This window comes from Lelliottia nimipressuralis (assembly GCF_004115925.1).
Classification (GTDB): Bacteria; Pseudomonadota; Gammaproteobacteria; order Enterobacterales; family Enterobacteriaceae; genus Enterobacter; species Enterobacter nimipressuralis.
In genome coordinates, this window is record NZ_SDDX01000041.1 from 1 (window position 1) to 25,915 (window position 25,915).

A 25,915-nucleotide genomic window follows, 5' to 3' on the forward strand; every position below is an offset into this window, starting at 1 on the left:
TGGGACCACGGTCCCAGTTCAGTGGTGGGGCCACGGTCCCATTCTGATGGGAGAAAATTGAGTAGAAATTAGAGTTAGCGGATTTCTGATTTTTCTAACTGTTCTAAAATTTCTTCCATTCTTTCAATGTAATGCTCAGGGATTTTAGAACGGTCCAGGCTAAATACAACTTTATTACCTTTATATTGAGCCATTGCACCCGGAACAAATTCACGTTTAACGGGAACGGTAGAAGAGGTAGCAGTTTTAGAAGTTTTGAGAACATCCGTTAATGACTGAATGATCTCGTCAGTTTCAAATACAATCCCACTTTGACGCTTCTCTGATAATTCATGAATTTTACTAAGGAGAGCAGCTTCATTGTCGCTAAAAAGGTGACTTAAATTATCCCCGGCTCGAGCAGATAGCTCGCCAGGATGAGAGAAGAGGGCAATCAATTCACGGGGCAATTTAGATGTGCAAATGCATCTTGTAATAATCTTCCGCGATATGTGCTCTGCATCAGCCAAAGCAGAAATATTTCCTTTGAATTCATTTTCTAGACGGAAAGCGTAACGCTTGCCTCTTTCATATGCACTCGTAGGACGATAATCGTTGCCTAACTTGCACAACGAGTCCATTTGCTCGTCGTCAAGGTCTCCCACGAGAATACGATATTCACTTGATGTAAGTATGGCCGTCATACGACGACGACTCCCATCAGCTACTTCAATATAATCAGCTACTTTTCTGCCGAATGCTGGGTTTTGCTGGCCAGTAAGCAGGAATGAAGGGATAAGGTCATCAAGTGATTCCTCTGTAAGAAATTCTTGATCACGTTCATTCCCGATCCAGACAGAAGTCGACTTTTCAACCTGATTGCCTGGGATGGTCTCGAGGGTAAATTTAACCTCGCGACCACATACAGGAAGGGTGATGGTGTTGCCCTTTGCCATAGCACCGACCCTTGCAATAAGTGAGTCAACCATAGGTGCAGCTGGCGCAGCGGTTGGAGCTGCTGTTGCCTGTACTGGAGAAGATTTAGGGATAATTGGTGCACGTTTCATTATCGAATCTCCCAACGCGGTTTGATCAACCGATCAAAGATCTCGTTGCAAACAGGTTCCCAAATCGAGAGAGCATTGCGCCATGCTCCAGTTGAAGAGCGCTGATCGATAGCTTGCTCGAAAACAGTACGCATCCGTATTTGACCTTTCCCAACCTCGTCTGTCTCGCGAACAACATTTTTGAGAACCATACTTCCCCAGGCATCTCGAATCTGTTCTTCCATCCATGGAGACTGTGATCCATTATTATTACTGTATTTTGTAAGAAGTATTCTGACATCAGGCTCAAAACCTTGTAAGTCGACGTTCTTCAAAAGGTCGCGTAGCATGTCAAAAAATTGCAGTGCTGAAGTGTAATCAAAGAGTTCCGCAGGGGTAGGGACGATCAAAACATCAGCCGCACACACCACGTTAATCGTTCCGATGCCAAGGTTCGGTGCGCTATCAATTACAATAACATCGTAATCCTGGGCAACGGTTTCGATTGCGAGACGAAGCATCATATGAGGTTCTGTAGGCAATTTGCCTTCGTCATAATGACTCATAAGTTCTGTTTCGATACGGTGCAGCGCCAGACAGGACGGAATAATATCGAGCCCCGGCCAACATGTTGGCTTTATTGCGTATGACGCATCATCACGTTCGCCCAGATAGAAAGGGAGTAGGGTATCTTCTGCATGGATGTGTAAATCAGGAACCCATCCATGGTACATAGATGCAGTTCCTTGTGGATCGTTACCTTCAATAAGAAGAACTCTCAGCCCTTTCAAAGCGAGATCTTGAGCCAGGTGGACTGATACAGAAGTTTTATAAACTCCACCTTTATGCGCCGCTACACCAATAACAGGTGGTACACTCTCATTTGGCCTGCGAAGTCGAGTACCAAAAACATCACGCATGTGGTTAATCTGTTCGATTGTATAACCCACTCGCTGTTCTACACGGCCACGCATCTCCATATCTGGATGGGGGAGACGACCCGCTTTTTCTGCATCTCGAATAGCCTGTGATGAAACACCGATAAGATCAGCCGCCTCACCAACACGCCAACGACGCGTGATTTTCCTTGCCTCTGGGCTGTCATCATTAAACTGAGCAATAGCAATAGCTTTTGTCATTTCATGACCGGCTGCTATGCATTGATCAAGAGTATCCATTAATCCCATTGTAAATTCCTTATCATTAACTTTGCATCATTATATTAAATCTTGGAAAAACTCGCAAAGCAACACTAAACATGCAAACTAAATTAAAATTTGCAAAGTTGCTCAAAAAACGAAAGGTGACGGATGGACTCATGCGAGCTGTAGGTGATGATTAAAATAATGATTCATCGTATGTATAGAAACTTCAGGGATGGGAAAGAATTGCGTGGTGACTTACCTGCATTGAGAAGGGAGTTGAAGCGGGAAGGGGGATGTAATTCAAAAGTGAGCTATAGAGGGAAACTGCGCAGCAAAGCATAAGGAGGAGAACAGAAAAAGGGAGCTAAGGAGGGAGGAGGTATCGGATTAAAGCAGAAAAGGGAGCTATAGAGGGAAGGTATATGGTAGTGATTAAAGAAGTTGTGAACAAACCGTAGTAAAAGGGAGTTGCTACGGGATTCAAGTAAATGGATTGGGAAAGGGCCGCCGATGGAGTCTAAAAAGTGAACAGAACTGCGACCGTTCGGGAGTTGTAGCGGGAAAGAGGAGAGTTGAGTTGTAGAATCGACAACACTACAACAGGTAAATCATCCCGCCACAGGTCACATAGTATAGAAAGCGCATGCTCGAGAGCTATCTCCCGTTTCAGCTCCCTTTCGAAAAGCGCCGCTTCCCACCACAGGTCACTTTTGCCCGCTACAAATCACCTGGTTTCAAAGCCGGATTACGGCTCAAGACGCGTACCATCGTCTCACGCCCTTCTTTTTTAAGGAGATAATCTAGATACCCTATACCTTTCAGCTTCTCCAGAGCGGCACGAATTACCTTATTCTGGTCGCTGATACGGTTAGTAAGCATCAGTCGGGCACGCAATCTCGTAAATGAAATATCAGCAGGTCTCTCCGGCAGACTTGCTAAATACGTGTACAACGCCTGTGCTGCTTCTTGTCGCGGTAATGCATTAAGGGGCTTTTTACGTAAAAGGGTCAGATAATCTGCCCGGTACAGCTCCCATAATTTGCTGTCGGCTTCCAGTTCGATGGTGTCCTCATCTGCATTAAAGCGCCCGGTTTTGAGTAACCCAGTGACATAGGCTCCTCTAGAACCAATGGTACTAAGGGTTATAGTCTTACCGCGTATACGAGTAAGTGAGTCTCGGATGTTGGCACGAAGCCTGGAGTCTAATCGCTTAGAAGGGATCTGGCAGAGGTTTGCAAATTCATGAAATGAAAGCGTGATAGCATTGCTGGCAAGGCCATACTTTGAAAAAGCATGGATAATCCCCATCCAAACCTTCAAATCGGTAGACAAATTGAGCCTAGGCCCAGTAATCATGATTTTCGTGTAGCCTTCCGACTTCGATAGCTCAAGAGAAGACAGTATTTCGCTGGCATCGATGGCATCACCTGCATCACCGCTTTTGTTCGCAGGAACGAAGATCCCCAGGCGCATTAGTGCAGCTGGCTGAACACTAGAATTGCTCGTTACTGTTAATGACTTTCCTTGTCCATCTTCAGAATCAGGGATGGCATCAGGAAAGAAGTATGTGTTTTTACTAGGGTTTTCCAAGTTATCCACCTTGTGAAGAAATGATCTTATAGCAAAGAGGTTTTTCCCGCTATAGCTCCCTATGTTTCCCACTTTACCTCCCTTTCTTCCCGCTGCAAATCCCTTTATGCCCCCAACAGCTCCCTTTTGTCCCACTGCAACTCCCTTTTGTCCCGCTTTACCTCCCTTTTATCCCGCTACAGCTCCCCTTAACCCTTATCTAAGCCAGACGTGGCGCGGCTTACAGCGATCGGGGATCTATTTGGTTCTATATGGTTCTGTTTGGATCCGAATAGGATCTATTCTGGATCTTACATATTGGATCTATCAGATGTATATGTGGATAAATCTGAGCAGTGAATGAATTCAATTCATAACCTTATTGGATGTTCCGCCCTTAGCAACCGGATGAACCCACCTTCTGACTACTACAACTAACAGGCTGATCAACTCTCATCTTCTTAGCTTTCACGTCATTAGATTTACAGATCATAAATGCGAAAGATAAGCAGCTTGCTGTGAAGCTTTCGTATTTGAACAAACGTAGTGCGTTAGGCATTGTGTGACATCTAAAAAAACTGTAAAAAATTCACCAACCTCGTCTGTAAATGACTGTATGGGTTTGCCAGACAAATCCACAACAAATCCTCATCTTGCCATATTCAGGAATATTGACTTATAACCACTTTAGAGGCCCTTTAACCAATACTTTTGAGCATAGCCACCGCCTCAGCCCCCGACATCTGGAACTGCACCCGGTGACGGGCAGCAACATCGAGCGCAAACACCTTCGTGTAAACCTCCGTTGAGCTGCTCGACTTGTGCCCCATCAAACTCTGCAGCACCTTCAGCGGTATGCCGGCATACAGCATATGCATCGCGTAGGAGTGCCGGAAGGTGTGCGGGGTCACCGGGACCGAGAACGTCACGCCGTCGGCGGCTGCACTATCTACCGCCTCGCTTAACCAGGTGCGGACCGTGCGGTCCGTGATCTCCCAGATGCGTGCCTTCTCCGTACGGCCGGTACGTTTGTTACGGCGCTCAAGCGGAATTTTCAGGGTGGCCACCATCATCTCTCGCTGACTGACGTACTGATTATCGGAAAGCGGAACCAGCCGGTGAGCCTGGCTGCCGGCAGGTGCGCGACCTGCTGTTCTGCCCGCTTTCTCCGTTCGCTGTTTGAGGGTGGCCAGCTGCACGAAGGGGTAGGGTGGCGCCAGGGAAAAATCAGCCCTTGTCAGAGCCAGCGCTTCGTTAATCCGGGCACCGGTATTCCAGAGGGTGGACAGAAGCATTTTGCGGTGCAGATCCGGAACATAGTGGAGCAGGGCACTGACTTCCGGCGCCAGCAGGTATTTCGGAAGCTCGTCCTGAACCAGAGCCATCTGGCGTAATGCAAGAGCCGCGGAATAGTCGATTGCGACCGGCAGCGACAGGGGCTGAACGACCGGGGATTGTCCGGGCAGGGAGAGATAATTCATAAAGCCTCGTCGGAGCAAATATCAGTGCAGGGCTGCGCTGGCAGTGGTTTTTTCTTCAGATCTGCAGCACACTGATTTGTTCAGATCGCACTGATGGTGAAAGCTGCTTAGCTGGATGCCGAATGGACCGTACAGTGCATCACCGGCGCATTCGGGGAAGCCGGACGCGGCAGGATCTGATAGTCGGTAGCAGACGTGACCCGGTAAATGCTGTAGTCCTCATACGAAACCGTACTGGCTTTCAGTAAGCCGAGAAAATATTCTTCGCGATTGCGCGCATACGGAAGCGAAAGCCGGATGGTTGCCGGATCGACGGCGAGTTTCTGACGCGTGCCTTCCAGTGTGGTTATCAGGCGGTAGGTCTCTGTCCGGAAGGGGGCCTCCCAGCCGACGTTCTTATGGGTGTAGGTCACGTCAAACACCATCCGATCACCTTCATTCTTCAGGACGACTCCTGTCAGCAGGCTTTCAACACGGACAGGCTCAGCCTGTCCTTTGATCCGGATTTCCTCTAATTCGCGGCAGGCTACAGTCATCCCGGGCTTCTGGCTGGCATTTATCATTCGCATTTCACTGAGCGTTGCCGCACCTGCCTCTCGTGTAGTCACACCCAGCAGGGCCGTTAGACCTATCATATAACCGGTCAGTTTACTCATCGTTCCTACATCCTTTTCGTAAATATCTGAACTCTCTTTAGAGAGAAATCCCGCCTGCCATTATTTATACGTTCCTTCAATGAGAATGTAGGCCGGCCCCCTTAAAATAGGCATCTATCAGACAGGATTGCTAGGGCGGAGCACAGTTCTGGCACAGAGGTTTTTTGTAGTCACCAATCAGTTGCCATGTGTCCGAGTTACCCATTCGTTCTGCAACAATGCTTCCGTTACGTTTCAGGATTTTTGGTGACTTCCAGTAATGTTTGGCGTTAATCACATCATTTACCGTTGCATCTGTCATTCCTGAATAGAGCCACAGCTCTTGATGGCCGTACAAACCCTCAAGCTCCCGGACCACATCGTAAAATGATCTAAATGTTGGTTTACTCATTCCTCGCCTCAAAAATAATATCTGGTTATATAGTCACTCAGAGTAATGATGATGCGCGGCATAATCAGCTGTGCACCACCCTGCGTCAGTCACCCGCCTGAATATTCCCCTGCTTATATTGCCCACAGCAAATATCACCAATACGATAATAATCATCCATATAGCCACGCTGTTAAATTACCGGATGGCCGTTTCGTGATGATCCGACTTTCTGGCGTATCACAACTTTCCGGAAGTGTACCAACGTGAGTAAATAAGCAAAGCTCCCTTTTCCGGTGGTGAGCGGGCGGTCGCGGGGCAGGGAGAGAACACAACATATAGAGTCATAATCAGCTGATAACACCGCTACATCTTGTGTCAGGGGGCCGCTGCACGCCGGTGCATCTGAAGAAGATCCGGAACCGGGAGTTTTCGGATCTGTGGGGCAGAAGAGAGAGATTGTTGCAGAATACTAACAAAAAGCGACATATTGTTGCGGTAAGGGGATTATTGCTGATGAGTGAATAAATGATGAAGACTGTTGATTTAATGGCAGCATTACGGCCGCGTCTCTGACGCGGGTAGGTTCAGACCGGTTATCGGACGACCCGTCAGCTGTCTGACCGTTTCCGGGAGGGGGATATCACGGCGGCAGGCGGATCTTCTCCGCGGGAGGAGAAAACCGTGTCCGGGGACATCACCGGGAAGGAACAGCATCATCCTGCGTCCTGTCCGGGCGCCACTACGGCGCTCAGGGCAGGGTTGGCCGCGGCCGGGAGATCCGCCGGTGACAACCAACGGGAGGGAGTTTGCGCGGGTGCCGGGACTCACGCCGGAAGAGGGGCTAAATAAGAGGAGATGTTATGAAATAGCCGGCGGCCAGACTGCCGGTATGCGCTAGCGGTTCTTATTCACGCAAAGCGCAAACGGTGACTGCAGATTTTCAATCAACCAGCCATTTACCACCGGATTGATCCTGATCTGACGAACTGTGCCTTCCGGAACATAAAAAAGCTGTGTCTGAATATTTCATCACTGGCGGTATCCTGTGATTTTTTAACATAGCGCATATTGCTCACTGAAATCTCGCCTGGTCTGTTCACCTCATAGCCGAAATGAATCGTCCTGGAAACAGTTTCGGCGCCACCTTCAGAATTGATATATCCGGACAACACAACCTGACCAGCGAATTGTTTATCGAGGCGAAAGACGAGGTTCAGTGTTGCAGTAAAATCAGGGTTTAGATGGTTATAACGAATGATCGTATTGCAGTCGATGTCCATGCCATTCTGTCGCTTAAGCATGTACATATAGAACCCGAGGGACGACGTCATGACCAGTAGCAGACTGACAGCTGCGCAGAGGCGACGTATATTAATTGCTTTCATAGCCATTCCAGTAGTTATTAAGGCAGGATATATACTGCTTGTCTTTCGTTGTAAATCTGCTGATAAATACCCGGTCTTTACTGCCATAAATATAAGCGTCTGACGCCTGATAAAGAAATACAGCCCCGTCCAGACAGTCAATGTTATTCTGCCGGGCCAGGATGACAAATACGTCCTTCTTTTTTTCGAGGAATGAAGCGGAGTTTTTCTGAACGGTGTACATCGGGCAATTCTGATAGTTAAACAGAAAATGGGTCTGTATATCTTTCAGGGTCGATGTGGTCGTTGCCGGGATCTGACTGCCCGCAATGAAAATGACGGCGATGGCGACAAACAAAGCAAAAAGAAGAATATTAAAGGTAAGTCTGTGTTTTGACGAAAATGCAGAAAACGATCGGTTTATTCCGGGTCCGGCGCTGTTTGCCACTGCAGTCGACTTATGTACCGGGATGGTATCAGTCATCACCACGACATCGATATCCTGATTAAACATAAAACTGACTGGGCACAGTGGTTATGCATTCTGCATGGATCCCGGAGCTGACAAAGTGTTTTCTGATTTCGGAGATAAATTTATTCAGGGTGTGGTTTGACGAGCGCAGGCCGAGTAAATCCCAGACATTATCCAGCAGCTCATCCCGGTTAATCAGCTGCCCCTGTCTTTCCAGCAAATAGGCCAGAAGTCTGTTCATGGTTGCTGTCAGAATAATGACCGAATCTTCATCCGAGATCGGCCAGATTACGCCGTCATCTGAACGATACATGACCAGAGAACCGATTATATAATCCACACATAAAAAGAGTATCTCCACGTTATTACTCTGATAAGGGAGTTTATCAGCCGTAACAAAACGCCTGGAGCACGCGAAGCTGCGCCTCGCAGGCACTCCCATCGGGTTGAACTGTATATAAAGTGTTTATTTTATTGCGACCTTGCTATTACTTGGTTAATTAATTTAATCATTGGCATCTTATGCTGTTCTGTAAAATTGTCATTTGCAGCTTTTACCCATTGTCTAGCCAGTAATTACTTTCCTAATACTTGCTTCATCACCCTGTTGCTCGTTATATAAATTTAAAAAAAACATTAAAAGCAGATATTTAATCTTAAAAATCTGATTTAAACGATATTTCAATTTACCGAAATTGTGTTTGGTGGTCTTATATTCCGGTCTCGAGTGGTGGGTGAAATGTTGTCCTGCAACCCACCTGCAACCCAAGTTACCACTCCAGATAATGTGAAATGAATTATCAAGATCTGTTCAGATGCCAGGGATGATGTAGCGAGAACCAGGGATCAGGATAAATTCCTCGCTACTGACAAAAGTAAATTTGATTAAGAAAACGGGATATACACAAATGTTTAACAAAACAATGATCGTTGCGGCATTGATGGTTTCCGGCTCTGCATTTGCAGCTGAATCAACCGGTGTAGCGGGTGGCACCATTACCTTTAACGGTTCGGTGTCCGATACCACCTGTAACGTGGTAACTAATAACGGTTCAGACTTCACGGTAAACCTTTCCCCTATCGCTGTGGGTGATATGGGCACCACTACCGGTGTAGTTAAAACCAACGCCAAAGACTTCACCATGAATCTGAAAAACTGCTCTGCGGCATCGGACGAAGCTAAAACGCTTAAAATCACTTTCAGCAGCAGCAACCTGTCGGATGACGCTAAGTACCTGAAAAACTACAGCGACAATGGCGCCGAGGGTGTGGGTATTGCGATCACTAAAGACGGTAACACTGCCGTACCGTTTGATACCGCTTTCGATACTGGCCTGAGTTCCGCTGACGCTGCCACCGAAGATGGTGTCACACTGACCATGTATGCCAACTACTACAACTACGGTGGCGCGGCCGTAACAACCGGTAAAGTAGTTACTGACGCGACTTATTCCTTCAGCTACGACTAACTCATTTAGCCGGGGTCTCCCCGGCTCTCTTCTGCGACATTATGAAAACTCTGATATTTTTTCTTGCAGCTACGTTCATTTCCATGAACGCCAGCGCAAGCGTTGTGATCAACGAAACGCGAGTTATTTATCCGGCCAGCGCCAAATTTGTGTCGGTGCAACTGGTAAACGACAGCGAACAAACCCATCTGGTGCAGTCATGGATTGACGAGGGCGACGCTTCCGCTGCGCCGGAGAAAGTCAAAGTGCCATTTTCTCTGCTGCCTCCGGTCGTAAAAATGAGCGGACACGCCGGACAGGCTCTGAAAATCACGGCGATGAACACCCATACCCTGCCAAAAGACCGCGAAAGTGTGTTCTGGCTTAACGTACTGGATGTCCCGCCCGTCCCCGAAGGAAGTGGAGATAGCTACCTACAGGTGGCCATTCGCAATCGCATAAAACTGTTCTATCGTCCGGATGTACTGAGCGATCTCGACAGCAGCGTGGCGGAGAAAATTACCGTTTCGACTTCTGGCGGTCGCCCCTGCCTGAAGAATAATTCGCCATATTACATGACCATCCCTCAGGTCGTGACCTGGCAGGGGGGCGAGCTAAAGCAAAGCCGAAAAGATAATTTACTGGCTGAGACTGCATTTATTCCGCCGTTTGGCTGCGCGCTTGTATCCAGCAAAATTCAGTCCGGTGGGCAATATCGCCTTACCTGGCTTGATGATTATGGCGCAAAGAGATTCAGCACTATCCACTGATATCCCAGATAAACTACTCCAGGTTCAATTCTGATGAAAAACAGTTCTCTGTTTCGTATAAGCTTGCTGGTTCATTCTGTCAGCCTCGCACTATTTTCATACGGCGCGTTGGCGGAGGATTTTAATAGCAGCCTGCTGGTAGGTAATTCAGCAGATATGGACTGGAGTAATTCTCGGCTGGTTATGACGCCGGGCAATTATGATTTGGATGTTTATGTGAATAACGTCTGGCGCGGGAAATTTAATCTTTCCGTCAATAATGACGATAAAGGTACTTTGCTTATTAACAAAGACGACGTATCTCTGCTGGATATACAGGGGCTGGATGACATTGTAAATAAGAGCACCTCTGAAAAGCTCGACGTTAATACCCTGCTACATGGAGGGAAAAGCGCCCTGATACCGGGTACACTGCGTCTGGATTTAGAAGTGCCCCAGGCTTTCGTAAAAGAGTTCAGCCGTAACTGGGTATCACCGCAAAAATGGGATCAGGGAATTAATGGCCTGTATAGCAATTACAATTTCAACTATTACAATTTTCACGGCCTGGAGAATGGTATTAGTGACAGTGATAATCTGTATTTATCGCTGAACAGCGGACTAAACCTTTATGGCTGGCATTTTCTCGATAGCTCATCGTGGATGCGCTACAGCTCAATCAACAAAGGTAGCTGGATCAATACCACGCGTTTTGTTGAAAAACCGATTGCGGCGATCGATTCGGTACTGCGCATTGGTCGAAGCTATACGACGTCTGATTATTTTGACACGGTCCGTTTTCGTGGGGTGACACTGAATAAAAGTCGTCAGATGTTACCGGACAGCGAAAACGTTTATATGCCGGTGATTGAAGGCGTTGCAACCAGTTCAGCGGTGGTGAGTATCTTCCAGGATGGTCATATCATCCACCAGATCAATGTCCCGCCAGGTCCCTTCGCCATCCGCGATCTGATGCCTACCGGTTCACGCAGCGATTTATCCGTCGAGGTAAAAAACACCGGAGGCAACACAGAGCGCTTCGTGGTGCCATTCTCCTCGATTCCGGATATGCAGCGTCCAGGCAGCAGCGACTATCAGATTAACGTCGGGGCGGTAGACATGCGCAACGTCGACGATAGCAGCCACTTTACCCAGGTCAGCTATTCACGCGGGATGAATAACTATCTCACCGCGTCAGCGGGCGGGATCTGGAGCAAGGATTATCAGTCTCTGCTTTTGGGGGGGGCGGTTTCCATCCCCTACGCAGGGTCACTCTCGGCTTCCGTGGAGGAGTCGCAGTTTCGTCTGCCTGGCGATAACCGTCGCCACGGGGAAAAATACGCGCTGTCCTGGAGTAAATACTTCCCGACGCGCACCAATATTTCGCTGGCTTCGTATTATTATCGTACTCAGGATTACGCTTCTTTTAGTGATTATATCCTGACCAAATCCAATATTAAGGATTACGGCGGAACGGGCACCTCAACGGTCAACAGCAAACAAGCCTTTAGCGCCAATATTAATCAGCCGCTGGGGGAACAATTTGGAAGGCTGTCGCTTTCAGCCTACTGGCGCGATTACTGGCGCGGTCAGAAAAGTAGCCGTCAGTATAACCTGACCTGGAGCAATGCCAGTCACGGTGTCAACTACTCGGTTTCGCTGCGCCGCTCTGAGGTCACGCAGTCCTATTACGACTACGAAACGAATTATGAAGGTGACCTGGTGAGCGCGTTGCGTTCACGCGGTAAGACGGAAAACAACCTCTATTTTTCTGTCACGATACCGATGTCGATATTCGGCAGCGGCGGCAGCCTGTCTTCTCATGCCAGCGTGCAGAACGGCAAATATTCCTCTTCTGACGTCAGCATGAGCGGGAATATGCATGATGTTGACTACAGCCTGATGCTAAGCCAAGACAGTGACAATGATTCGCGGGCGGCAGACATCTACACCAGCTGGAAAAATGACTATACCAGCATGAACAGCGGTGCGACGCTGGCCCGTGAATATCGGCAGCTAAGTCTGGGGGCCAGCGGAAATCTGCTGGCATGGAAGGGCGGACTGCTGGCATCTCCTCATAACGGACGCAATTTCGTCATTATTGAAGCGCCGGGAGTGGTTAACGCAGTGGTTAACGGCGATACCTCTGCACACACCAATAGCAAAGGTATCGCCCTCATCACCAGCGCGACACCGTACCGACAGAATAATTTCCATCTGGAGCAGGATGGAACTCAAAGCAGCGACGTTGACCTTGTAGGTAATTTACTCAATGTAGCGCCGTACGAAGGCAGTATCAGCTGGCTGAAGTACAAAACAGACACGCGCAAACTCTTCACTTTTGATGTGCAAACCGTTGAAGGGGGCCAGCTGCCGTTTGGTGCGGTTGTCAGTGGTGCAGGGGATGAAGAAGTTGGCTATGTCGCGCAGGGGAGTCAGATTTTTATTAAGTCAGAGACGCTTCCCGTCAGCCTGAAAATTAATATCAGTAAAGGCAGGATTAAAAAATCCTGCACTATTTCCCAGCTTGCAGAGCATGTTGTAAATATTTGTCGCTAACTCAATTTATTCAGCTAACAGAATCGATCATGAAAAAAATATTTTATCTTATGGTTACGGCCATAATACTGACCGCAATCCCAATATTATCATCGCAAGCACAGTCGCAGGCTCAGTCTCGCGGTGTAACAGGCGACACCTGCCGGAATTCGGGCGTTTTTTTTTACCAGCGTGGCTGAATCTGATAAGTCGCTAAATCTTTCATCGGCTTTTGTTAATTCAAACGTCGTTGAATATTCGTATACCACCAGTTGGTCGGGTAGTATGACCTGTACTTACGGGAATATCGGAATCGGTGGTCTTGCGCAAGACCATCTATATTATTTTACCGGTTTCAACGGTTCCCCTGTTTATTTGAATTTCAGTAGTGCGGATGGTGAAAGTAGTTACTGGATTAAATTAACGGCCTCCATTAGTGGCGATACTAAAGTGACTGTCAGCGGTATCGTGGGCATTCACTCTCTGTCGTATCAGACACAATATACACTGCGGGCGGAATTAATGTCGGCGCCGCCTGTGGGAGTGGAAAGCTATACCAAAACCACAACCAGCGGCGCACTGTCGGTCATACCTGCGGTGATGAGCGGGACCGGAAGCGGCTCCAGCTCACCGTTCCTTTCCAGCAAAACGTACGCTTATCGCGCCTGGTCAAATATGATGACTGAAACCGCACGTAAAAGCTGGAGCACCGATTATTTTATTGCTTATGAAAAGTTGACGATTCAGTTTGAACCAAAAGAAACAACCTGCAATATGACGCGGGACATGAGCGTGAAATTACCCCCCGCTCCGTTTAGCGTCCTGAAAAAAAATGGAAAGGCGGATGGTGCCGATTTCACTATCCCGCTGAAGTGCGGCAACCTTGCCGGAATTAAAACGTCTACTCGTAACGTTAAGGCCTGGTTATCCAGCAATGATTTAGTCAGTTCAGATACCAGCTACCAGATAATGGTCAATGATGAAACCACGGCGGGAGGGGTAGGTATTGCAATTCGTAGCAGGATGTTTATGGGTGACTACGATGAAGTGCAAATATCCAGTAGCAGTAATATGGAACATGCCTCGCAAATATTAGATATCGCTAAGGATGATGATATTAGCAGTACACAGTACATTTATCTTCATGCTTATTACAAAGTTTATAACGCATCAGCATTATCAACCGGTAGTGTAGTGGCGACTGCGCAGATAATGTTTGGCTACGATTAACACCCTCTATTTTACTGTGGCCCAAACAATCTACAGTAACTTTTTAAGTTAATTCTCTTAAAGGATTATATGAAAATATCTGTTCAAACCGTGCTTGATCTTCTGCACAGCATCATGCACCCGCTTTCTCCTGAACTCGTGCATCATTTGCAGCGCACGGGGCTCATTTGCTGGTATCTCGGAAATCGTGCCGGTTTTGACAATGCAGCCATCAATAACGCCTGGCTTGCGGGTATGTTGCACAATATTGGGGCGCTGAGCAAAGTGCATTCCTTCAGTGGCGCCCATGGTAAACCCTTTGTTGAAGAGCATGGACGGCTTGGCGCCTCAATGATGTCCGGCGTGCGTTTTTTACAGCCAGTAACAGCAATTCTTGAAACGCGCCATGCGGATGCATTGGGTTACACGCAGAAGACGATGCTGGATACCTGGCATCTGGTGCATATGGCAGATGAGTTTGAGCTGTGGCTGCGCGGGATTGAAGGTGACTATGTGGCCCAGCGGCATAAAATTGTTTCCGGCTTTCTGGCCAGTAGCCCACTATGGCCATCTTGCCTGGTCGAGGCACTACAGGACGCAAGCCATGAAGATGGTTTCTGGTTTCGCCTGAGTTCGCCTTCATTACAACAGGTGCTGCGCGTTATCAGCCCACTCAATGATGTTGTGCTGGATCACCATGATTTTCTGGAGGTCTGCCTGTTGATTTCGAATATCGTCGATAAATACAGCAGCTTTACGCAGACTCATAGTACCAGCGTGGCTCACGTGGCGGCGAAACTTGCGGAACTGTACGGCTGTGATCGCTACACCCAAGATAAAATCCGCATCGCGGGATATCTGCACGATATTGGCAAGCTGTGTATTCCGCTGGAAATCCTCGAGAAGCAGGGGAAGCTGGAGCCGGACGAGTACGCGCAAATGAAGCGGCACAGCTATAAGACGCTGGAGATGCTACACCCTATTGAAGAGCTGGGTGAAATCGTACACTGGGCGGCAAGACATCATGAACGCCTCGACGGCAGCGGCTATCCTTTTCGTCTCGGTGCGGCTGCGCTTGATATCCCTTCACGTATTATTGCGGTGGCTGATGTTTTCACAGCGATGACTGAGAACCGCCCCTATCGTCAGGGGATGTCCAGCGAAAAAGCATTGATTATTCTGGAGGATGAGGCGGCAAATTTTCGGCTGGACCGGGACATTATCGAACTGCTAAGCCATAATATTGCAGTACTCAGACCGTTGGTTGCGATGCACTAAGCCCGGCATAACCCGAGCCCACATCTGTACAGAACGCAAATTGTTTAAATTTATCGATAGAAAACACGAATGAAATATTTGATAGCCAATAGAGTCAGCTACGATAGCGAGAACGGGGAACTTGTGGTGAGGGAACCCGGAAACGAGCAAAGCAAAAGGCTAACAAATACCGCTAATCGTATTCTTTCATTACTGATTGCGTCGCCTGGCCAGGTACTTGAACGTGATTATCTTCTGGATAAAGTCTGGGAGGAAGCTGGCCATCCGGGTTCCAGTTCATCGCTAAGCCAGTACATTAGTATTCTCCGAAAAACATTAACATCCTTAATATTCATTGACGAAATTATTGTAGCAGTACCTAAAGTAGGTTTTTATTTTTCACCGGACATAGCCGTCGAACTGCTGAATGATGAGGAAATGGCGAGTACATCATTTCTTCCGGTATCCCTGCGTAAGCCTGCGGCGAAGAATAAAAAAATCCACTGCCTGATTGCGGCTGTCGTGGTTTTGACGCTGGCTAATCTGTGGATATTCAGCCAGAAACAAGGCTCACCGCGTTTTGCTGCCGAATATAGCATTGGTGAAATTGGGAGTTGCAAATTTACTGCCTATGAAGATTTATCGGATGAAGTTGACCCTCAGGTCATAAATATTATCCGTCAACTACAGCCTGATCTTGAGCAAAAGTGTACCCGACAACCTGCGCAGATTATGGTTTATTTTCAACCCAGCGTTATTTACGGTAGCCATGGTCGATTTTTCTACTCTTATTGCCCAATAGATAAGGCAACAGCAAAAGTAGTCTATTGTGACAACAATTATGCTTTTAACTGGAAATTAAAATGAAGCTGGTGACAACCTTCGTGCTGACAACAGTCGTGTTGATTTGTCTGTTAATATGGCAATTAAGCCAGAGAACAGGTGTTTATTTTGATGAACGCTGTTTTGCTAATGCAACCTATGTTGATGCTTCAGATGAAGCTTTATTATTCAAAGGGAACATCACGTTTGAATTTAACAAGAGCAGAACGGGGACATTTAATATTTCTGGTAACATTGGCTATCAAGGACATCAATATAGGTTATCACGTTATGTAACATTCACCTATCATAACGTCAGAGGTAATCAGTATCGCATGAACACGACGACAAAAGATATTATGGCTCACGATAATGTGCCGAAAGACCTTACCCAGCTGACAACAAAAATATTTGGGATGCAAGGGGAATATATTATCTCCTTAGAAAAAAGAAATAATAATTATATTACGATTGCAAATACCTTATCACCCTTAATGAACTGTGTGATTCAATAACAGGGATAGCGTTATACATTCACTATGAGAAAAAATAATTGTGTCAATTGTGAAGAGTGCGGTTTTGCAGAACTGTGCTCTGCCTATCTGTTCAGGCAGAAAGATCCGTTGTTTATACGCAATCTGGAGACAAAAAAGAAGATTGCCAGAGGTGAATATATTTATCGTCGAGGAGAGAAAATAGATGCGCTGTATGCACTACGTAGCGGGGCTGCCAAGGTCTACGATGCGCATGGGCAACTGATGGGGGTCGTTTTGCCAGGGCAGGTGATGGGTGTTGAGGAGTTGCAAACCGGGAAGTGTCAGCAGGATATTCAGGCCGCAACGGAAATAGAAGTTTGTGTAATGAGAAGCGATCATTTTTACGAAATGAGTCAGCTCATGCCAGGATTTACAGATTATATTGTAAGGATCCTGTCACGTTCGGCGCTGGAAAAACAGCAATTTATTTCAGTATTGACCAAAAGTGATGCATTGCAGAAGGTTCAATTTTACCTGCAGCTATTGTCTCGCACTTATAGAGACTATGGCTTTGAGTATCAAAACTTTGAGTTGCCGATTAATAAGAAAGAACTGGCCCAGGTTCTGGGCATTTCTATGTCTACCTTGTCACGAGTCCTTGATAGACTAACGGAGCAGGGGATTATTTCTATGCTAAATAAAAAAGAGATAACGTTGACTCTGTCAGACAAAAAGTAACGTGTGTATTAGGATGTTAGTGTAACGTCTTAATTTTACGTCAACAAATATTCAGATAATCATTTGTCATCAAGTGTATCCCTCTGAGGAATGCATCAGTCTCATTTTATTTAAAAAATAATAAGGTTTTTCCTAATGTCCTTTGTCGTATTCTCAGATGATTATTTTTTTACTCAATCTGTGGGATGGCTAGCCTCAATAGATAGTTTATGTGAAGAAAACTTATGCATTATTGATATTTATTCTTTCTTCAGCTTGCGTGATATTATTTATCGTGTTTGTAATGAACTAACTGACAGCTATTCTATCATTCTTGTAAAAGGCCGCGGGGTGTTATCAGAGGTACTCTCATCACTGGAGGGTATATCCAGAACGTCTTCTGTAACTGAGTTTACTCTATTTATTAAAGAAGGGAGAAGATATACCACCTATAATATTCTCAATATGATTAATAGGTTAAGGGAGTTGCGAGGTCTTACACATACTGAAATTTCCTTAGCCAGTGCATTACGCCGACAGAATAATATCACTGCCACATCCCAATATTTACACTGCTCAACGAAATTGGTCTATCAGCGAGTATCAGTCGTTGCTCAGAAAATGAATCTTAGATACGCTACCCAAATTCAGTATTTTTTGCACAGCGAATATACTATAGAGGAACTCGAGCAGATTGATTGTATGAAACATCGTCCTGATATCGGTGTACTCCAAAATAATGAGCCGAGCCCACATCAGTAAATTTAAGTTAATCCTTTCAGGCCATCAACTCTGGCAGTGAGGATGTCGTTCATACCGTAAATTTTCAACTCACTGAGTCATTCAGCCAAAAACTCGCGTCCTCGTTTTTAGCCAGCCTAAAGCTCAGCTAATAATTCTGGCATACGCCAATGATACCAGAACCAAAAAAATAGAATTGTTGTGACGCGAGTGTTCTACGTCCATTCAGGACAATATCGTTAACTGCCAGAAAGCGTCAAATATTACCCAATGAACTGGTTGAACCATCCACACCAGAGGTTAAAATATCTATATCCCTCAATGGGATACACTGCTCATTGCTTGGTTAAAGTATGAGCAAAAATCAATATCAATGGAGGTTAAGCCAATGGCTTGTATAACTCTCACTCAATTTTATGGAGGGCATAATGCCTATTACATCAGAGGAAAACCGAAACGACGACATTGACCTGACTGCTGAAACTTCTGTAAGCGAAGATCTGAGCGAACTGGATATGGCAGCACTCGAGAAAATCGATGCGCTGCAGGTCAGTGAATTAGGCAAGCGCAGGACCGTAATCCAGGCGCAAACCGCTCACTACCGGCTTCAACCCGGACACCATGGTGGAAGTAATGTCTTTTTCAATCGTGACGGTGCGGACTACCGTTACAGTCTGACGGACGGCGTGTACGGGTCGATGTACCTGGCCCGCAGCCCCGTCACGTCGATGAAAGAAGTGTTTCAGAAAAAGAAAGGACTGAAGGAATCGGATCTGGACAATTACTACATGGGTACCGTAGTGACTGAAAAAGATGTTGTAATTCTGCAGCTCAATGAGCTGGTCAGCGCAACCACTCTGACAATCCACGATGTCACCACACCGACACGTGCGGTCACGCAGAGACTGGCAGCAAAGATTCATGCAGCAGGATTTGACGGAATGGAATATCTGTCGAACGTGACCGGTGAATTATGTCTTGTGTTATGGCATGACTCCCCTTCAGGAGCCGGTATGGCAAGTACGGCCACCCAGCAACGACTCAGCGATTTTGAGTATAACGGTAAGGATGCGGCAGACATTCTTACCTGGGACCTGGGTATTCCGGTGGATGTGTAATGTCAAAGGGGGAGCTCTGCTCCCCCTTTTTTATGCTGCGTCCTGAGTGCCGTAGACACGGACAAGGCGATGTAGCTCCGCCATGAGCTGGGGTCCCGGCGCCGTTTTCAAAATTTCGGCGATGGTAAAAGTACGTCCGGCAGGCTGCAGCCCATTAAGCACCGTATTGCGTTTTTCCATAAAAAAAGAATACTGCAGTCTGTCGCTGAGGTTCTTGTTCGCCTGTAAAGCCTGAAGAAGCTCAGGGAGTCCTTTCAGCACCCCCCTGTCCGATATCGGTTTATCCTCCGTAAACTGGAATGCAGGAAAATAAAACTCACCGTCAATTTCAACGGCCAGAAGGCGGCCGGTATCTTTCCAGTTTTTAACGGTGGTTTTAGTTTTACCCAGCACTTCAGCAGCTTTCGCAGAGGAATAAATGCCGCCGTCCTGTTCCAGGGTCTGTATAAACAGGGCTTTACTGTATAAACGACGAAGCTGTGTTTTTTTCTCGCGGGTCTGACTCGTCACTGCGCGGTGCATCAGATATCCAACAATGGTATCGATGGCAAACAGGGCGTCAGTTTGCGCCATGCTGTCAGCACTTACCTGCGTATTGCCTGAACGAACGTCTTCAGCCAGTTCGTCGATAAAATTCTGCAATCGCGAGGCTGGTACCTGCGCGTCGGGAAAATGGTTACTGGCGGAGGTACGATCGCTGATGCTTCGTTTATCTGAAATGTGGTTCATAAAAACCTCCTTTTCGATTTCATGCTTTAAAACATACCACAAATCGAAAAGATGTGCAACTTTTCACCTCAACGAAAGCGTGGGAACCATTCTGCAGTCATCGTTCGTATCGGCATAAGCGGAGGATCTGCGGTCGTCTTCCTTTTCCGGCTCCGCAAAAGAAAGAGGACGGGATAAATGTGGCATCTCCATTTGTAAGACATAGGCATATGTGTAGGCCATGCACATGTTCAGTATCTGACTGTACTGAACATGTGCTCACACCCGGTGCCTGAAAACCATTCCGGATATACTCCATATATTCACATGTATTAGGGAGGGAATAATGAGAACCATATCCATTTTTAAAACGGCAACAATCGCGCCATCCGCCTCCCAGTAACATGGATTTTGAGCGGTGAACGAGTGAAGATTTTCAGGGAAGGGGACCGAATTATCCTGCGTCCCGTCCGGCCGACCCGGGTCTCATTCACGCAGCTGAGAAGGGAGATGCCGATTTTATGGCGTAGCGTGAGGACGTTGTCATACGTCCAAAGGCCATTAGTTACTCAGTTCAACTTGATATGAAACTATCAGGCTGCGCATGATGACTCCTAAAAAGTAACATTAAACGGAATTGCTGCACGATAAGCATTATTGGCTCAAGTATATTAACAACCATTAAAATAGTTTATGTAAACAGACATTTAATGAACCGCACATATCAGGAAAGGGCCGGCATTATTGGCAATCAGCATATCGCCGGTCGGCATTTTGCGAACACCGATAATACGGTGCGCCCCCTGTAGTATCGGACCGAGATAGGTATGTTCCAGATTTTCCGGAACGGTGTCGCTGCCGGCACGGGAAGCGTTCACCACCCGCAGACTGTAATCATTAGTGCCGGTACGTATATAGGTATAAACGATGGTTCGGTTCAGCACATATCGCGTGTTACCTTCACTTAAGTCCCCTGACAGATGGATTACCGCTTTTCCCCGGTAAGAAAATGTCATGTTCTGGGTAAAGTTCAGCAACAGTGAGTTATTGATGTTTGATCCAAATGAGGCAGTCGATGAAGAACAGGAAAAGCTGAGATTATGCCTGGAGATCCAGTAACCTGATAATAAGAAAATAATCAGCAACACACTGCCTGCCACTGAAAGATAAAGGTGCGTTTTTTTCATCAACGTATCCACGTGTAATAATATATGTTCTGGCAGGTATCGCGGTTGTCATTCCATTCAATGCAGCGAGTAAACAAAATGCGTGCCGGCTTATGCAGATGCAGTGCCTCCTGAGCATAAATATAAAATGCAGTAGTTTCGGTGCAGATCTGATTGTTCATTTCCAGTGCTTTTCTGGCAACCTCAAAACTCGACGCATCGGCAACATCACTTTTTACCCCTGAAATATCATAAACCGGACAACCTTTCAGTTCGCCAATTTTACGCGGGATGACTTTTTCCGGACTTATAGTAAATAGAAAAAATCCATAAGAAATTATTAAAAAAACCATTAGCATAGATAGTATCTTTGGTAAGATTGAAAGTCGACGGTGTATAAAAGTATTGTCGGTAACACTTATGTCTTTACTGAAGCAATATCCTGAGCGAGGGACAGTGATAATCACCTCTTTACTCCCGAGATAATTGGAAAAAATTTTTCTCAGAAGGCTGATATACTGCGTCAATGTATTTGAAGAAGATACAATACCCTCTTTTTCCCAGATATCATCAAACAGCGTATCGCGGGTCACAAGTTGCCCGTGGTGCTGCACAAGATGGGACAGGATCTTATTGGCAATTGTTGTCAGGGTAACCGCATCCACCACCTTTTCATCCGTTCGTCGCAGTGTGCCATTCAGGGCATCGTAAATCACTACCCCCTCAATCAGATAAACCATCGCCCGCCTCCTTATTCTGAGCATTTGTACATGATAGACCTTTCCTTTCGTGCGCGGCAGCGAGGCAGGGTCCAATGCCACAAAAAGAACATTATCCTATAAATTATACATATATTTATATATCTATCTGTAAATTCATTGCTAGGTGGATTATATCGTTGCCGAATAATAGGGGGATCTGAATACTGGGTTCATCAACTCGGACGGCATCCTGTCGTTCAGGACAACTACAGGACATGAGCACAGCTATGAATAAGATGATTTCTCATTTGAAGTACCCTCTGCATCACGACATTGAATACTATCGTCTGGAGCCATTTATCGATTTATCCAATAATCGTATCATTGGCTACGAGGTGTTAAGCCAACTTAAGCACCAAGTGAACGTAGAGCAATGGTTTGCTCGCCTCTCAGGTCGTCAGCAGATTGACCTGTTATTAAAGCAGATAAGTTGCGTCAGTGAGTCTGTGAAGGATACCTGTTTTTATAATCTCTCAGTGGAAGGATTTTTGTTCCTCACTCCTTCCGATATTGATGATATTGCAACATTTGATAATATTTGTCTGGAAGTTGCTGATTCTTCGCTGCTGAAGTCACTGACTCGTAAGGAACATTACGTCTTTTATAAAAATATCCGTCGACTGCAAACTCTTGGTGTGGGGATCTGGGTAGATGATTTCTGTGTTGAGGATTTAATCAGTTTGCCAGATTATTATGGTAAGTTCGATGGTATCAAAATTGACAGTAAGGAAATGAGAACTCACTACCTTGGAGACATTATCCATATAGTGAAAAATATTCTTGGTGATATTCCGGTGCTGATTGAAGGTGTGGAATCAAAGCGCGACCTGGAAAAAGGCATGTGTTCAGGTGCAAATCTTGCTCAGGGATATTACTGGAGTAATAATAATAAGGTTGCAGCCTGAATTCATCATTATCCTGTCTATTCAGATGCTGTAATATGATTTTCCTCGGGGCTTTTTCTGACATGAAAGAATTCATGTAGAAATCCTTGTGGTCAGGACTGGCAGATAAGCTTTTAGTTTTTCAAACCGGATCTATTCTCTGGCAAGAACGATGCCGCCAGAATTTTACGTCGGAACGAGGAAGTCTGTGAAAAGGCAGAGAGCACAACTAAAAAAATCAGATAAGAAAGGTGCCGGTGAGAATACAATCTAAAACTGAACATTAACCATTCAGGTAGATTTACAGTCGATACCATGCTTCTGGGTGTGACACGTCTATTGCTGGTCCCGCTGTCCAGTTCAGCAATTTCTGGCAGCAAAGGAGCGTAAGGAGGCTGTTGACTACATGGCCACGTACGTTCGATGACCGGCTGATGAAGACGCAGTGTTTTTAAAAAGTTATAGATTTATGTTATCCACATATACAGTTAATCGATCCAGTATATGATCAATTAAATGATCCTGTTAAGATCCAGATAAGATCCCATATCCTCCTGAGACCGCGTCAGCTCTGGCCTGAGAGGATGATTACATAAACTATAGAAGGTTTTTTATAAGCTGTGTCAGGCTAAGCATAAGCTGTATCATTCGAATAATACTCTGCAGTAAGAAAATAAAATAAGCTGCAACGAGTAGAGTGACAGCGCTTTTTGCAATGCTGTGAATAACTGAACGCTAATTATTCACATCATCGCAGTGTACTGATGGCAGCCTGTATTTTTTGCACACCGCACGGAGGCACTCTGAAAAACGATAATCTGGATATAAGACCCCTTTTCGAAGAGGTCGATAAATCTTCAGGGGAAGTGGTTAATCTCACACCAAACGGCAACAATACAGTTCAACCCGTGGCACTAATGCGACTGGGAGTGTTTGTCCCTACACTGAAGTCACTGAAGAACAGTAAAAAAAATACGCTTTCCCGGACTGATGCGACAGAGGAACTTACACGTCTTTCTCTTGCCAGGGCTGAAGGTTTTGATAAAGTCGAGATCACAGGTCCCAGATTAGATATGGATAACGATTTTAAGACCTGGGTAGGGATCATTCACTCTTTTGCACGACACAAGGTTATTGGCGATAAAGTAGAGCTTCCTTTCGTTGAGTTTGCAAAACTCTGCGGTATCCCCTCAAGTCAGTCCTCCCGAAAACTCCGTGAACGTATCAGTCCCTCTCTTAAACGCATTGCGGGAACTGTGATTTCATTTTCCAGAACAAACGAAAATCATACAAAGGAGTACATTACACATCTGGTGCAGTCTGCCTATTATGATACAGAGAAGGACATCGTACAGTTGCAGGCAGATCCGCGGCTTTTTGAGTTATATCAGTTCGATCGTAAAGTGCTTCTGCAACTCAAAGCCATCAATGCCCTCAAACGAAGGGAGTCAGCCCAGGCCCTTTATACCTTTATCGAGAGTTTGCCCCGGGATCCGGCACCGATATCACTGGCCCGTCTCCGTGACCGTCTTAACCTTAAGTCACCGGTATTTTCCCAGAATCAGACAATCAGACGAGCCATGGAGCAGCTTAGGGCTATAGGCTATCTGGATTACACAGAGATCCAACGTGGACGCACTAAACTCTTCTGCATCCACTACCGGCGCCCCAAGTTAAAGCCGCCGCATAATGAGAGTACCGAGAACCCGCAGCTTCCCGTAGTACCAACAGGAAATGTCAGTCCGGAGATGGCTGAAAAACTGGCTCTGCTCAAAAAACTGGGCATCACACTCGATGACCTCGAAACACTTTTCAAATCACGTTAAGCATAAGTTGTAGTGAGCACCACTTAATTTTTTCCTTGCTACAGCTTATCTATATGCCACTGACAGATAACCCGCTTGCTACAGTTTATAAAGCTGATAAGGAAATTTAAACTGATCGCACCATCTGTACTACCATGAATGCTGCATAACACTGAATATGCTGCCATGATTGCCTGTATTGGGGGTTCTGTTTACACCGGATTAAACTACTTGCCTTAGCTTATGTGACTCTCTACAGATTATGTTCACTGATAACAGCTTATAAAAAAGGGATGAAGATCCATTAACGTTAATACTGTTGCATTCGATAAATATACGCTCCACCACGGCAATTATAAGCAATGAGAAATTCTTCTACGATTGACATGCCGAACGCACATGCCCGGGAACAGGCTTTTTACGATTATCTGCAGCAATGACACATTTTCTCAGATGCAGCGAGAGGATGTCCATAAAAGACAAATCAGGAGTGTTCCATCCAGAAAAGTAATTACCTCTTAATAACTACAAGCATCCTGTTCAACGAAAACCATTCTGAGTTCCCCGTGATATTATCAGCAGGGCAGGGGATACACGTCTAACCACCTATGGACTTTTTGATATACTGCGGTATGACTACGAGACGTATCATTTAGAAATTTTGCAGTTAATAATCATTGGAAGCCTGAGATGAAAATGCCGTTTTCATAATTTTTGCAACAGTGTCTGATTCGTTTGTGATTAATCGAGCAGAACACCCTGACTGCATTCATTCTGTATAGTTTTGCGTTTAAATCTAAATGTTTTTCATGAAATGTTTATAACGCATTGCCTTTCGATAACCTTTCGGGATTTAATCATTCACCCAGTCTTTCATTTGTAGGGAAATAAATTGAGGTGTAATCGTTAAGATCGCGTTCATCAACCAGTGTCGTCTGTCGTTTCGGAAGTGTAACGTCATGCGCCCCCTTAAAATACCATCTGAATAAAAAGGCTATGAAGTGGAACCCTTAATCTCACAACTCGGCATTAGATTACTTAGGGCGATATCACTTCTGACAGCAGAGGTTATAAGAAGTGACACTGACATTGTTGGGTACGTCATTTCATCAATTACTTTAGAGCAGACCCTGATAAAGTTGGCTAACAATATTGTTATCTTTTTGTTGATGGGTGGTTATGCATTAACTTTTTAAATGTCGTGTATGTAAATACACATTGAATTTTTTGAAACTACTTTTCAGGGCAGGTCTACAGGCAGCGCCTGTCTGAGTTGAATCAGAGCCCATGGAACTAACAGACGGTAAGGTTGCGGCATCCTGCATTCAGACTATTGTGTTTAATTCTTTAATATTTTTAGTGCCTTCGCCTATATATTGGATTATATGAAGTGCAACTATGCTGTTTGTGGACCTGAGGAGATAATTTCAC

At 45.8% G+C, this 25,915-nt stretch carries 24 protein-coding genes and 1 pseudogene; 13 read left to right on the top strand and 12 right to left on the bottom strand.

Annotation, left to right across the window (positions count from 1 at the left end; all coding sequences use genetic code 11):
• Positions 1-74: 74 nt before the first annotated feature.
• The 9 genes from ETG88_RS21815 to ETG88_RS22515 form a co-directional block, all read right to left on the bottom strand.
• A complete protein-coding gene (locus tag ETG88_RS21815) occupies positions 75-1,046 on the bottom strand; it encodes a ParB/RepB/Spo0J family plasmid partition protein (RefSeq protein ID WP_129036390.1) in 972 nt (323 codons plus the stop codon).
• The gene (gene sopA, locus ETG88_RS21820; RefSeq protein ID WP_107704352.1) at positions 1,046-2,212 is read right to left on the bottom strand and encodes a plasmid-partitioning protein SopA; all 1,167 of its coding nucleotides are present in this window, start codon (positions 2,210-2,212) and stop codon (positions 1,046-1,048) included. The genes ETG88_RS21815 and sopA overlap by 1 nt, the downstream gene beginning before the upstream one ends.
• Before the next feature lie 675 nt (positions 2,213-2,887).
• Positions 2,888-3,895, bottom strand: a complete 1,008-nt coding sequence (locus ETG88_RS21825) for a RepB family plasmid replication initiator protein (RefSeq protein WP_420890808.1) — start codon at positions 3,893-3,895, stop codon at positions 2,888-2,890.
• Between the two features lie 542 nt (positions 3,896-4,437).
• On the bottom strand, positions 4,438-5,220 hold the full coding sequence (locus ETG88_RS21830; protein WP_129036391.1) for a site-specific integrase: 783 nt from the start codon (positions 5,218-5,220) through the stop codon (positions 4,438-4,440).
• Between the two features lie 107 nt (positions 5,221-5,327).
• Positions 5,328-5,876 carry a hypothetical protein gene (locus ETG88_RS21835; protein WP_129036392.1) on the bottom strand — a complete coding sequence of 183 codons (549 nt, stop codon included), beginning with the start codon at positions 5,874-5,876 and terminating at the stop codon, positions 5,328-5,330.
• 130 nt (positions 5,877-6,006) lie between these two features.
• On the bottom strand, positions 6,007-6,267 hold the full coding sequence (locus tag ETG88_RS21840) for a hypothetical protein (protein ID WP_129036393.1): 261 nt from the start codon (positions 6,265-6,267) through the stop codon (positions 6,007-6,009).
• 938 nt (positions 6,268-7,205) lie between these two features.
• Entirely contained in the window at positions 7,206-7,634 is a 429-nt protein-coding gene (locus ETG88_RS21845) for a hypothetical protein (protein ID WP_233446153.1), read from the bottom strand.
• Complete coding sequence (locus tag ETG88_RS22510) at positions 7,621-8,103, bottom strand: hypothetical protein (RefSeq protein WP_233446154.1); 483 nt, start codon at positions 8,101-8,103, stop codon at positions 7,621-7,623. Before ETG88_RS22510 ends, ETG88_RS21845 begins: the two co-directional genes overlap by 14 nt.
• Positions 8,104-8,119: 16 nt before the next feature.
• Positions 8,120-8,398 (bottom strand): winged helix-turn-helix domain-containing protein, encoded by a 279-nt coding sequence (locus ETG88_RS22515; RefSeq protein ID WP_233446155.1) that lies wholly within the window; start codon positions 8,396-8,398, stop codon positions 8,120-8,122.
• Between the two features lie 595 nt (positions 8,399-8,993).
• On the opposite strand from ETG88_RS22515, the gene ETG88_RS21855 reads away from it, so the two are divergent.
• The 10 genes from ETG88_RS21855 to ETG88_RS21900 all read left to right on the top strand — a co-directional run bounded on the left by ETG88_RS21855 (position 8,994) and on the right by ETG88_RS21900 (position 19,160).
• Positions 8,994-9,554 carry a fimbrial protein gene (locus ETG88_RS21855; protein ID WP_129036394.1) on the top strand — a complete coding sequence of 187 codons (561 nt, stop codon included), beginning with the start codon at positions 8,994-8,996 and terminating at the stop codon, positions 9,552-9,554.
• Between the two features lie 83 nt (positions 9,555-9,637).
• Positions 9,638-10,303, top strand: coding sequence for a fimbrial biogenesis chaperone (locus ETG88_RS21860; protein ID WP_233446156.1), 666 nt, complete (start codon positions 9,638-9,640; stop codon positions 10,301-10,303).
• A 33-nt stretch (positions 10,304-10,336) separates the two neighbouring features.
• Positions 10,337-12,841, top strand: a complete 2,505-nt coding sequence (locus ETG88_RS21865; protein ID WP_129036396.1) for a fimbria/pilus outer membrane usher protein — start codon at positions 10,337-10,339, stop codon at positions 12,839-12,841.
• 264 nt (positions 12,842-13,105) lie between these two features.
• Positions 13,106-14,050: a fimbrial protein gene (locus ETG88_RS21870; RefSeq protein WP_252152573.1), complete on the top strand. Its 945-nt coding sequence runs from the start codon at positions 13,106-13,108 to the stop codon at positions 14,048-14,050.
• Between the two features lie 69 nt (positions 14,051-14,119).
• Positions 14,120-15,307 carry an HD-GYP domain-containing protein gene (locus tag ETG88_RS21875; protein WP_129036397.1) on the top strand — a complete coding sequence of 396 codons (1,188 nt, stop codon included), beginning with the start codon at positions 14,120-14,122 and terminating at the stop codon, positions 15,305-15,307.
• Positions 15,308-15,376: 69 nt separating this feature from the next.
• Positions 15,377-16,153: a winged helix-turn-helix domain-containing protein gene (locus ETG88_RS21880; protein ID WP_129036398.1), complete on the top strand. Its 777-nt coding sequence runs from the start codon at positions 15,377-15,379 to the stop codon at positions 16,151-16,153.
• On the top strand, positions 16,150-16,623 hold the full coding sequence (locus ETG88_RS21885) for a FidL-like protein (RefSeq protein ID WP_129036399.1): 474 nt from the start codon (positions 16,150-16,152) through the stop codon (positions 16,621-16,623). Before ETG88_RS21880 ends, ETG88_RS21885 begins: the two co-directional genes overlap by 4 nt.
• 108 nt (positions 16,624-16,731) lie before the next feature.
• On the top strand, positions 16,732-17,322 hold the full coding sequence (locus tag ETG88_RS21890) for a Crp/Fnr family transcriptional regulator (protein WP_233446157.1): 591 nt from the start codon (positions 16,732-16,734) through the stop codon (positions 17,320-17,322).
• 135 nt (positions 17,323-17,457) lie between these two features.
• The gene (locus ETG88_RS21895; protein WP_129036401.1) at positions 17,458-18,063 is read left to right on the top strand and encodes a hypothetical protein; all 606 of its coding nucleotides are present in this window, start codon (positions 17,458-17,460) and stop codon (positions 18,061-18,063) included.
• Between the two features lie 407 nt (positions 18,064-18,470).
• Complete coding sequence (locus ETG88_RS21900) at positions 18,471-19,160, top strand: RES family NAD+ phosphorylase (protein ID WP_129036402.1); 690 nt, start codon at positions 18,471-18,473, stop codon at positions 19,158-19,160.
• Positions 19,161-19,190: 30 nt separating this feature from the next.
• Here the strand turns inward: ETG88_RS21900 and ETG88_RS21905 are convergent, their stop codons facing one another.
• On the bottom strand, positions 19,191-19,889 hold the full coding sequence (locus ETG88_RS21905) for a MerR family transcriptional regulator (RefSeq protein ID WP_129036403.1): 699 nt from the start codon (positions 19,887-19,889) through the stop codon (positions 19,191-19,193).
• Between the two features lie 325 nt (positions 19,890-20,214).
• On the opposite strand from ETG88_RS21905, the pseudogene ETG88_RS21910 reads away from it, so the two are divergent.
• A pseudogene (locus ETG88_RS21910) lies at positions 20,215-20,398 on the top strand (antitoxin).
• Positions 20,399-20,575: 177 nt separating this feature from the next.
• Here the strand turns inward: ETG88_RS21910 and ETG88_RS21915 are convergent.
• Together ETG88_RS21915 and ETG88_RS21920 are read right to left on the bottom strand one after the other, a co-directional pair.
• Positions 20,576-21,055, bottom strand: a complete 480-nt coding sequence (locus ETG88_RS21915; protein WP_129036404.1) for a FidL-like protein — start codon at positions 21,053-21,055, stop codon at positions 20,576-20,578.
• The gene (locus ETG88_RS21920; RefSeq protein WP_164971836.1) at positions 21,055-21,774 is read right to left on the bottom strand and encodes a winged helix-turn-helix domain-containing protein; all 720 of its coding nucleotides are present in this window, start codon (positions 21,772-21,774) and stop codon (positions 21,055-21,057) included. Before ETG88_RS21920 ends, ETG88_RS21915 begins: the two co-directional genes overlap by 1 nt.
• Positions 21,775-22,022: 248 nt before the next feature.
• On the opposite strand from ETG88_RS21920, the gene ETG88_RS21925 reads away from it, so the two are divergent.
• Both ETG88_RS21925 and ETG88_RS21930 read left to right on the top strand, forming a co-directional pair.
• Entirely contained in the window at positions 22,023-22,700 is a 678-nt protein-coding gene (locus ETG88_RS21925) for an EAL domain-containing protein (protein ID WP_164971837.1), read from the top strand.
• A 782-nt stretch (positions 22,701-23,482) separates the two neighbouring features.
• Positions 23,483-24,505, top strand: coding sequence for a RepB family plasmid replication initiator protein (locus ETG88_RS21930; RefSeq protein ID WP_233446159.1), 1,023 nt, complete (start codon positions 23,483-23,485; stop codon positions 24,503-24,505).
• Positions 24,506-25,915 lie beyond the last annotated feature (1,410 nt).

Excerpts from the sequence above, each read along its gene's own strand:
- ETG88_RS21815 (WP_129036390.1), bottom strand. The coding sequence starts at position 1,046 with ATGAAACGTGCACCAATTATCCCTAAATCTTCTCCAGTACAGGCAACA.
- sopA (WP_107704352.1), bottom strand. The coding sequence starts at position 2,212 with ATGGGATTAATGGATACTCTTGATCAATGCATAGCAGCCGGTCATGAA.
- ETG88_RS21830 (WP_129036391.1), bottom strand. The coding sequence starts at position 5,220 with ATGAATTATCTCTCCCTGCCCGGACAATCCCCGGTCGTTCAGCCCCTG.
- ETG88_RS21835 (WP_129036392.1), bottom strand. The coding sequence starts at position 5,876 with ATGAGTAAACTGACCGGTTATATGATAGGTCTAACGGCCCTGCTGGGT.
- ETG88_RS21840 (WP_129036393.1), bottom strand. The coding sequence starts at position 6,267 with ATGAGTAAACCAACATTTAGATCATTTTACGATGTGGTCCGGGAGCTT.
- ETG88_RS21845 (WP_233446153.1), bottom strand. The coding sequence starts at position 7,634 with ATGAAAGCAATTAATATACGTCGCCTCTGCGCAGCTGTCAGTCTGCTA.
- ETG88_RS22515 (WP_233446155.1), bottom strand. The coding sequence starts at position 8,398 with ATGTATCGTTCAGATGACGGCGTAATCTGGCCGATCTCGGATGAAGAT.
- ETG88_RS21855 (WP_129036394.1), top strand. The coding sequence starts at position 8,994 with ATGTTTAACAAAACAATGATCGTTGCGGCATTGATGGTTTCCGGCTCT.
- ETG88_RS21860 (WP_233446156.1), top strand. The coding sequence starts at position 9,638 with ATGAACGCCAGCGCAAGCGTTGTGATCAACGAAACGCGAGTTATTTAT.
- ETG88_RS21865 (WP_129036396.1), top strand. The coding sequence starts at position 10,337 with ATGAAAAACAGTTCTCTGTTTCGTATAAGCTTGCTGGTTCATTCTGTC.
- ETG88_RS21870 (WP_252152573.1), top strand. The coding sequence starts at position 13,106 with ATGACCTGTACTTACGGGAATATCGGAATCGGTGGTCTTGCGCAAGAC.
- ETG88_RS21875 (WP_129036397.1), top strand. The coding sequence starts at position 14,120 with ATGAAAATATCTGTTCAAACCGTGCTTGATCTTCTGCACAGCATCATG.
- ETG88_RS21880 (WP_129036398.1), top strand. The coding sequence starts at position 15,377 with ATGAAATATTTGATAGCCAATAGAGTCAGCTACGATAGCGAGAACGGG.
- ETG88_RS21885 (WP_129036399.1), top strand. The coding sequence starts at position 16,150 with ATGAAGCTGGTGACAACCTTCGTGCTGACAACAGTCGTGTTGATTTGT.
- ETG88_RS21895 (WP_129036401.1), top strand. The coding sequence starts at position 17,458 with ATGTCCTTTGTCGTATTCTCAGATGATTATTTTTTTACTCAATCTGTG.
- ETG88_RS21900 (WP_129036402.1), top strand. The coding sequence starts at position 18,471 with ATGCCTATTACATCAGAGGAAAACCGAAACGACGACATTGACCTGACT.
- ETG88_RS21905 (WP_129036403.1), bottom strand. The coding sequence starts at position 19,889 with ATGAACCACATTTCAGATAAACGAAGCATCAGCGATCGTACCTCCGCC.
- ETG88_RS21915 (WP_129036404.1), bottom strand. The coding sequence starts at position 21,055 with ATGAAAAAAACGCACCTTTATCTTTCAGTGGCAGGCAGTGTGTTGCTG.
- ETG88_RS21920 (WP_164971836.1), bottom strand. The coding sequence starts at position 21,774 with ATGGTTTATCTGATTGAGGGGGTAGTGATTTACGATGCCCTGAATGGC.
- ETG88_RS21925 (WP_164971837.1), top strand. The coding sequence starts at position 22,023 with ATGAATAAGATGATTTCTCATTTGAAGTACCCTCTGCATCACGACATT.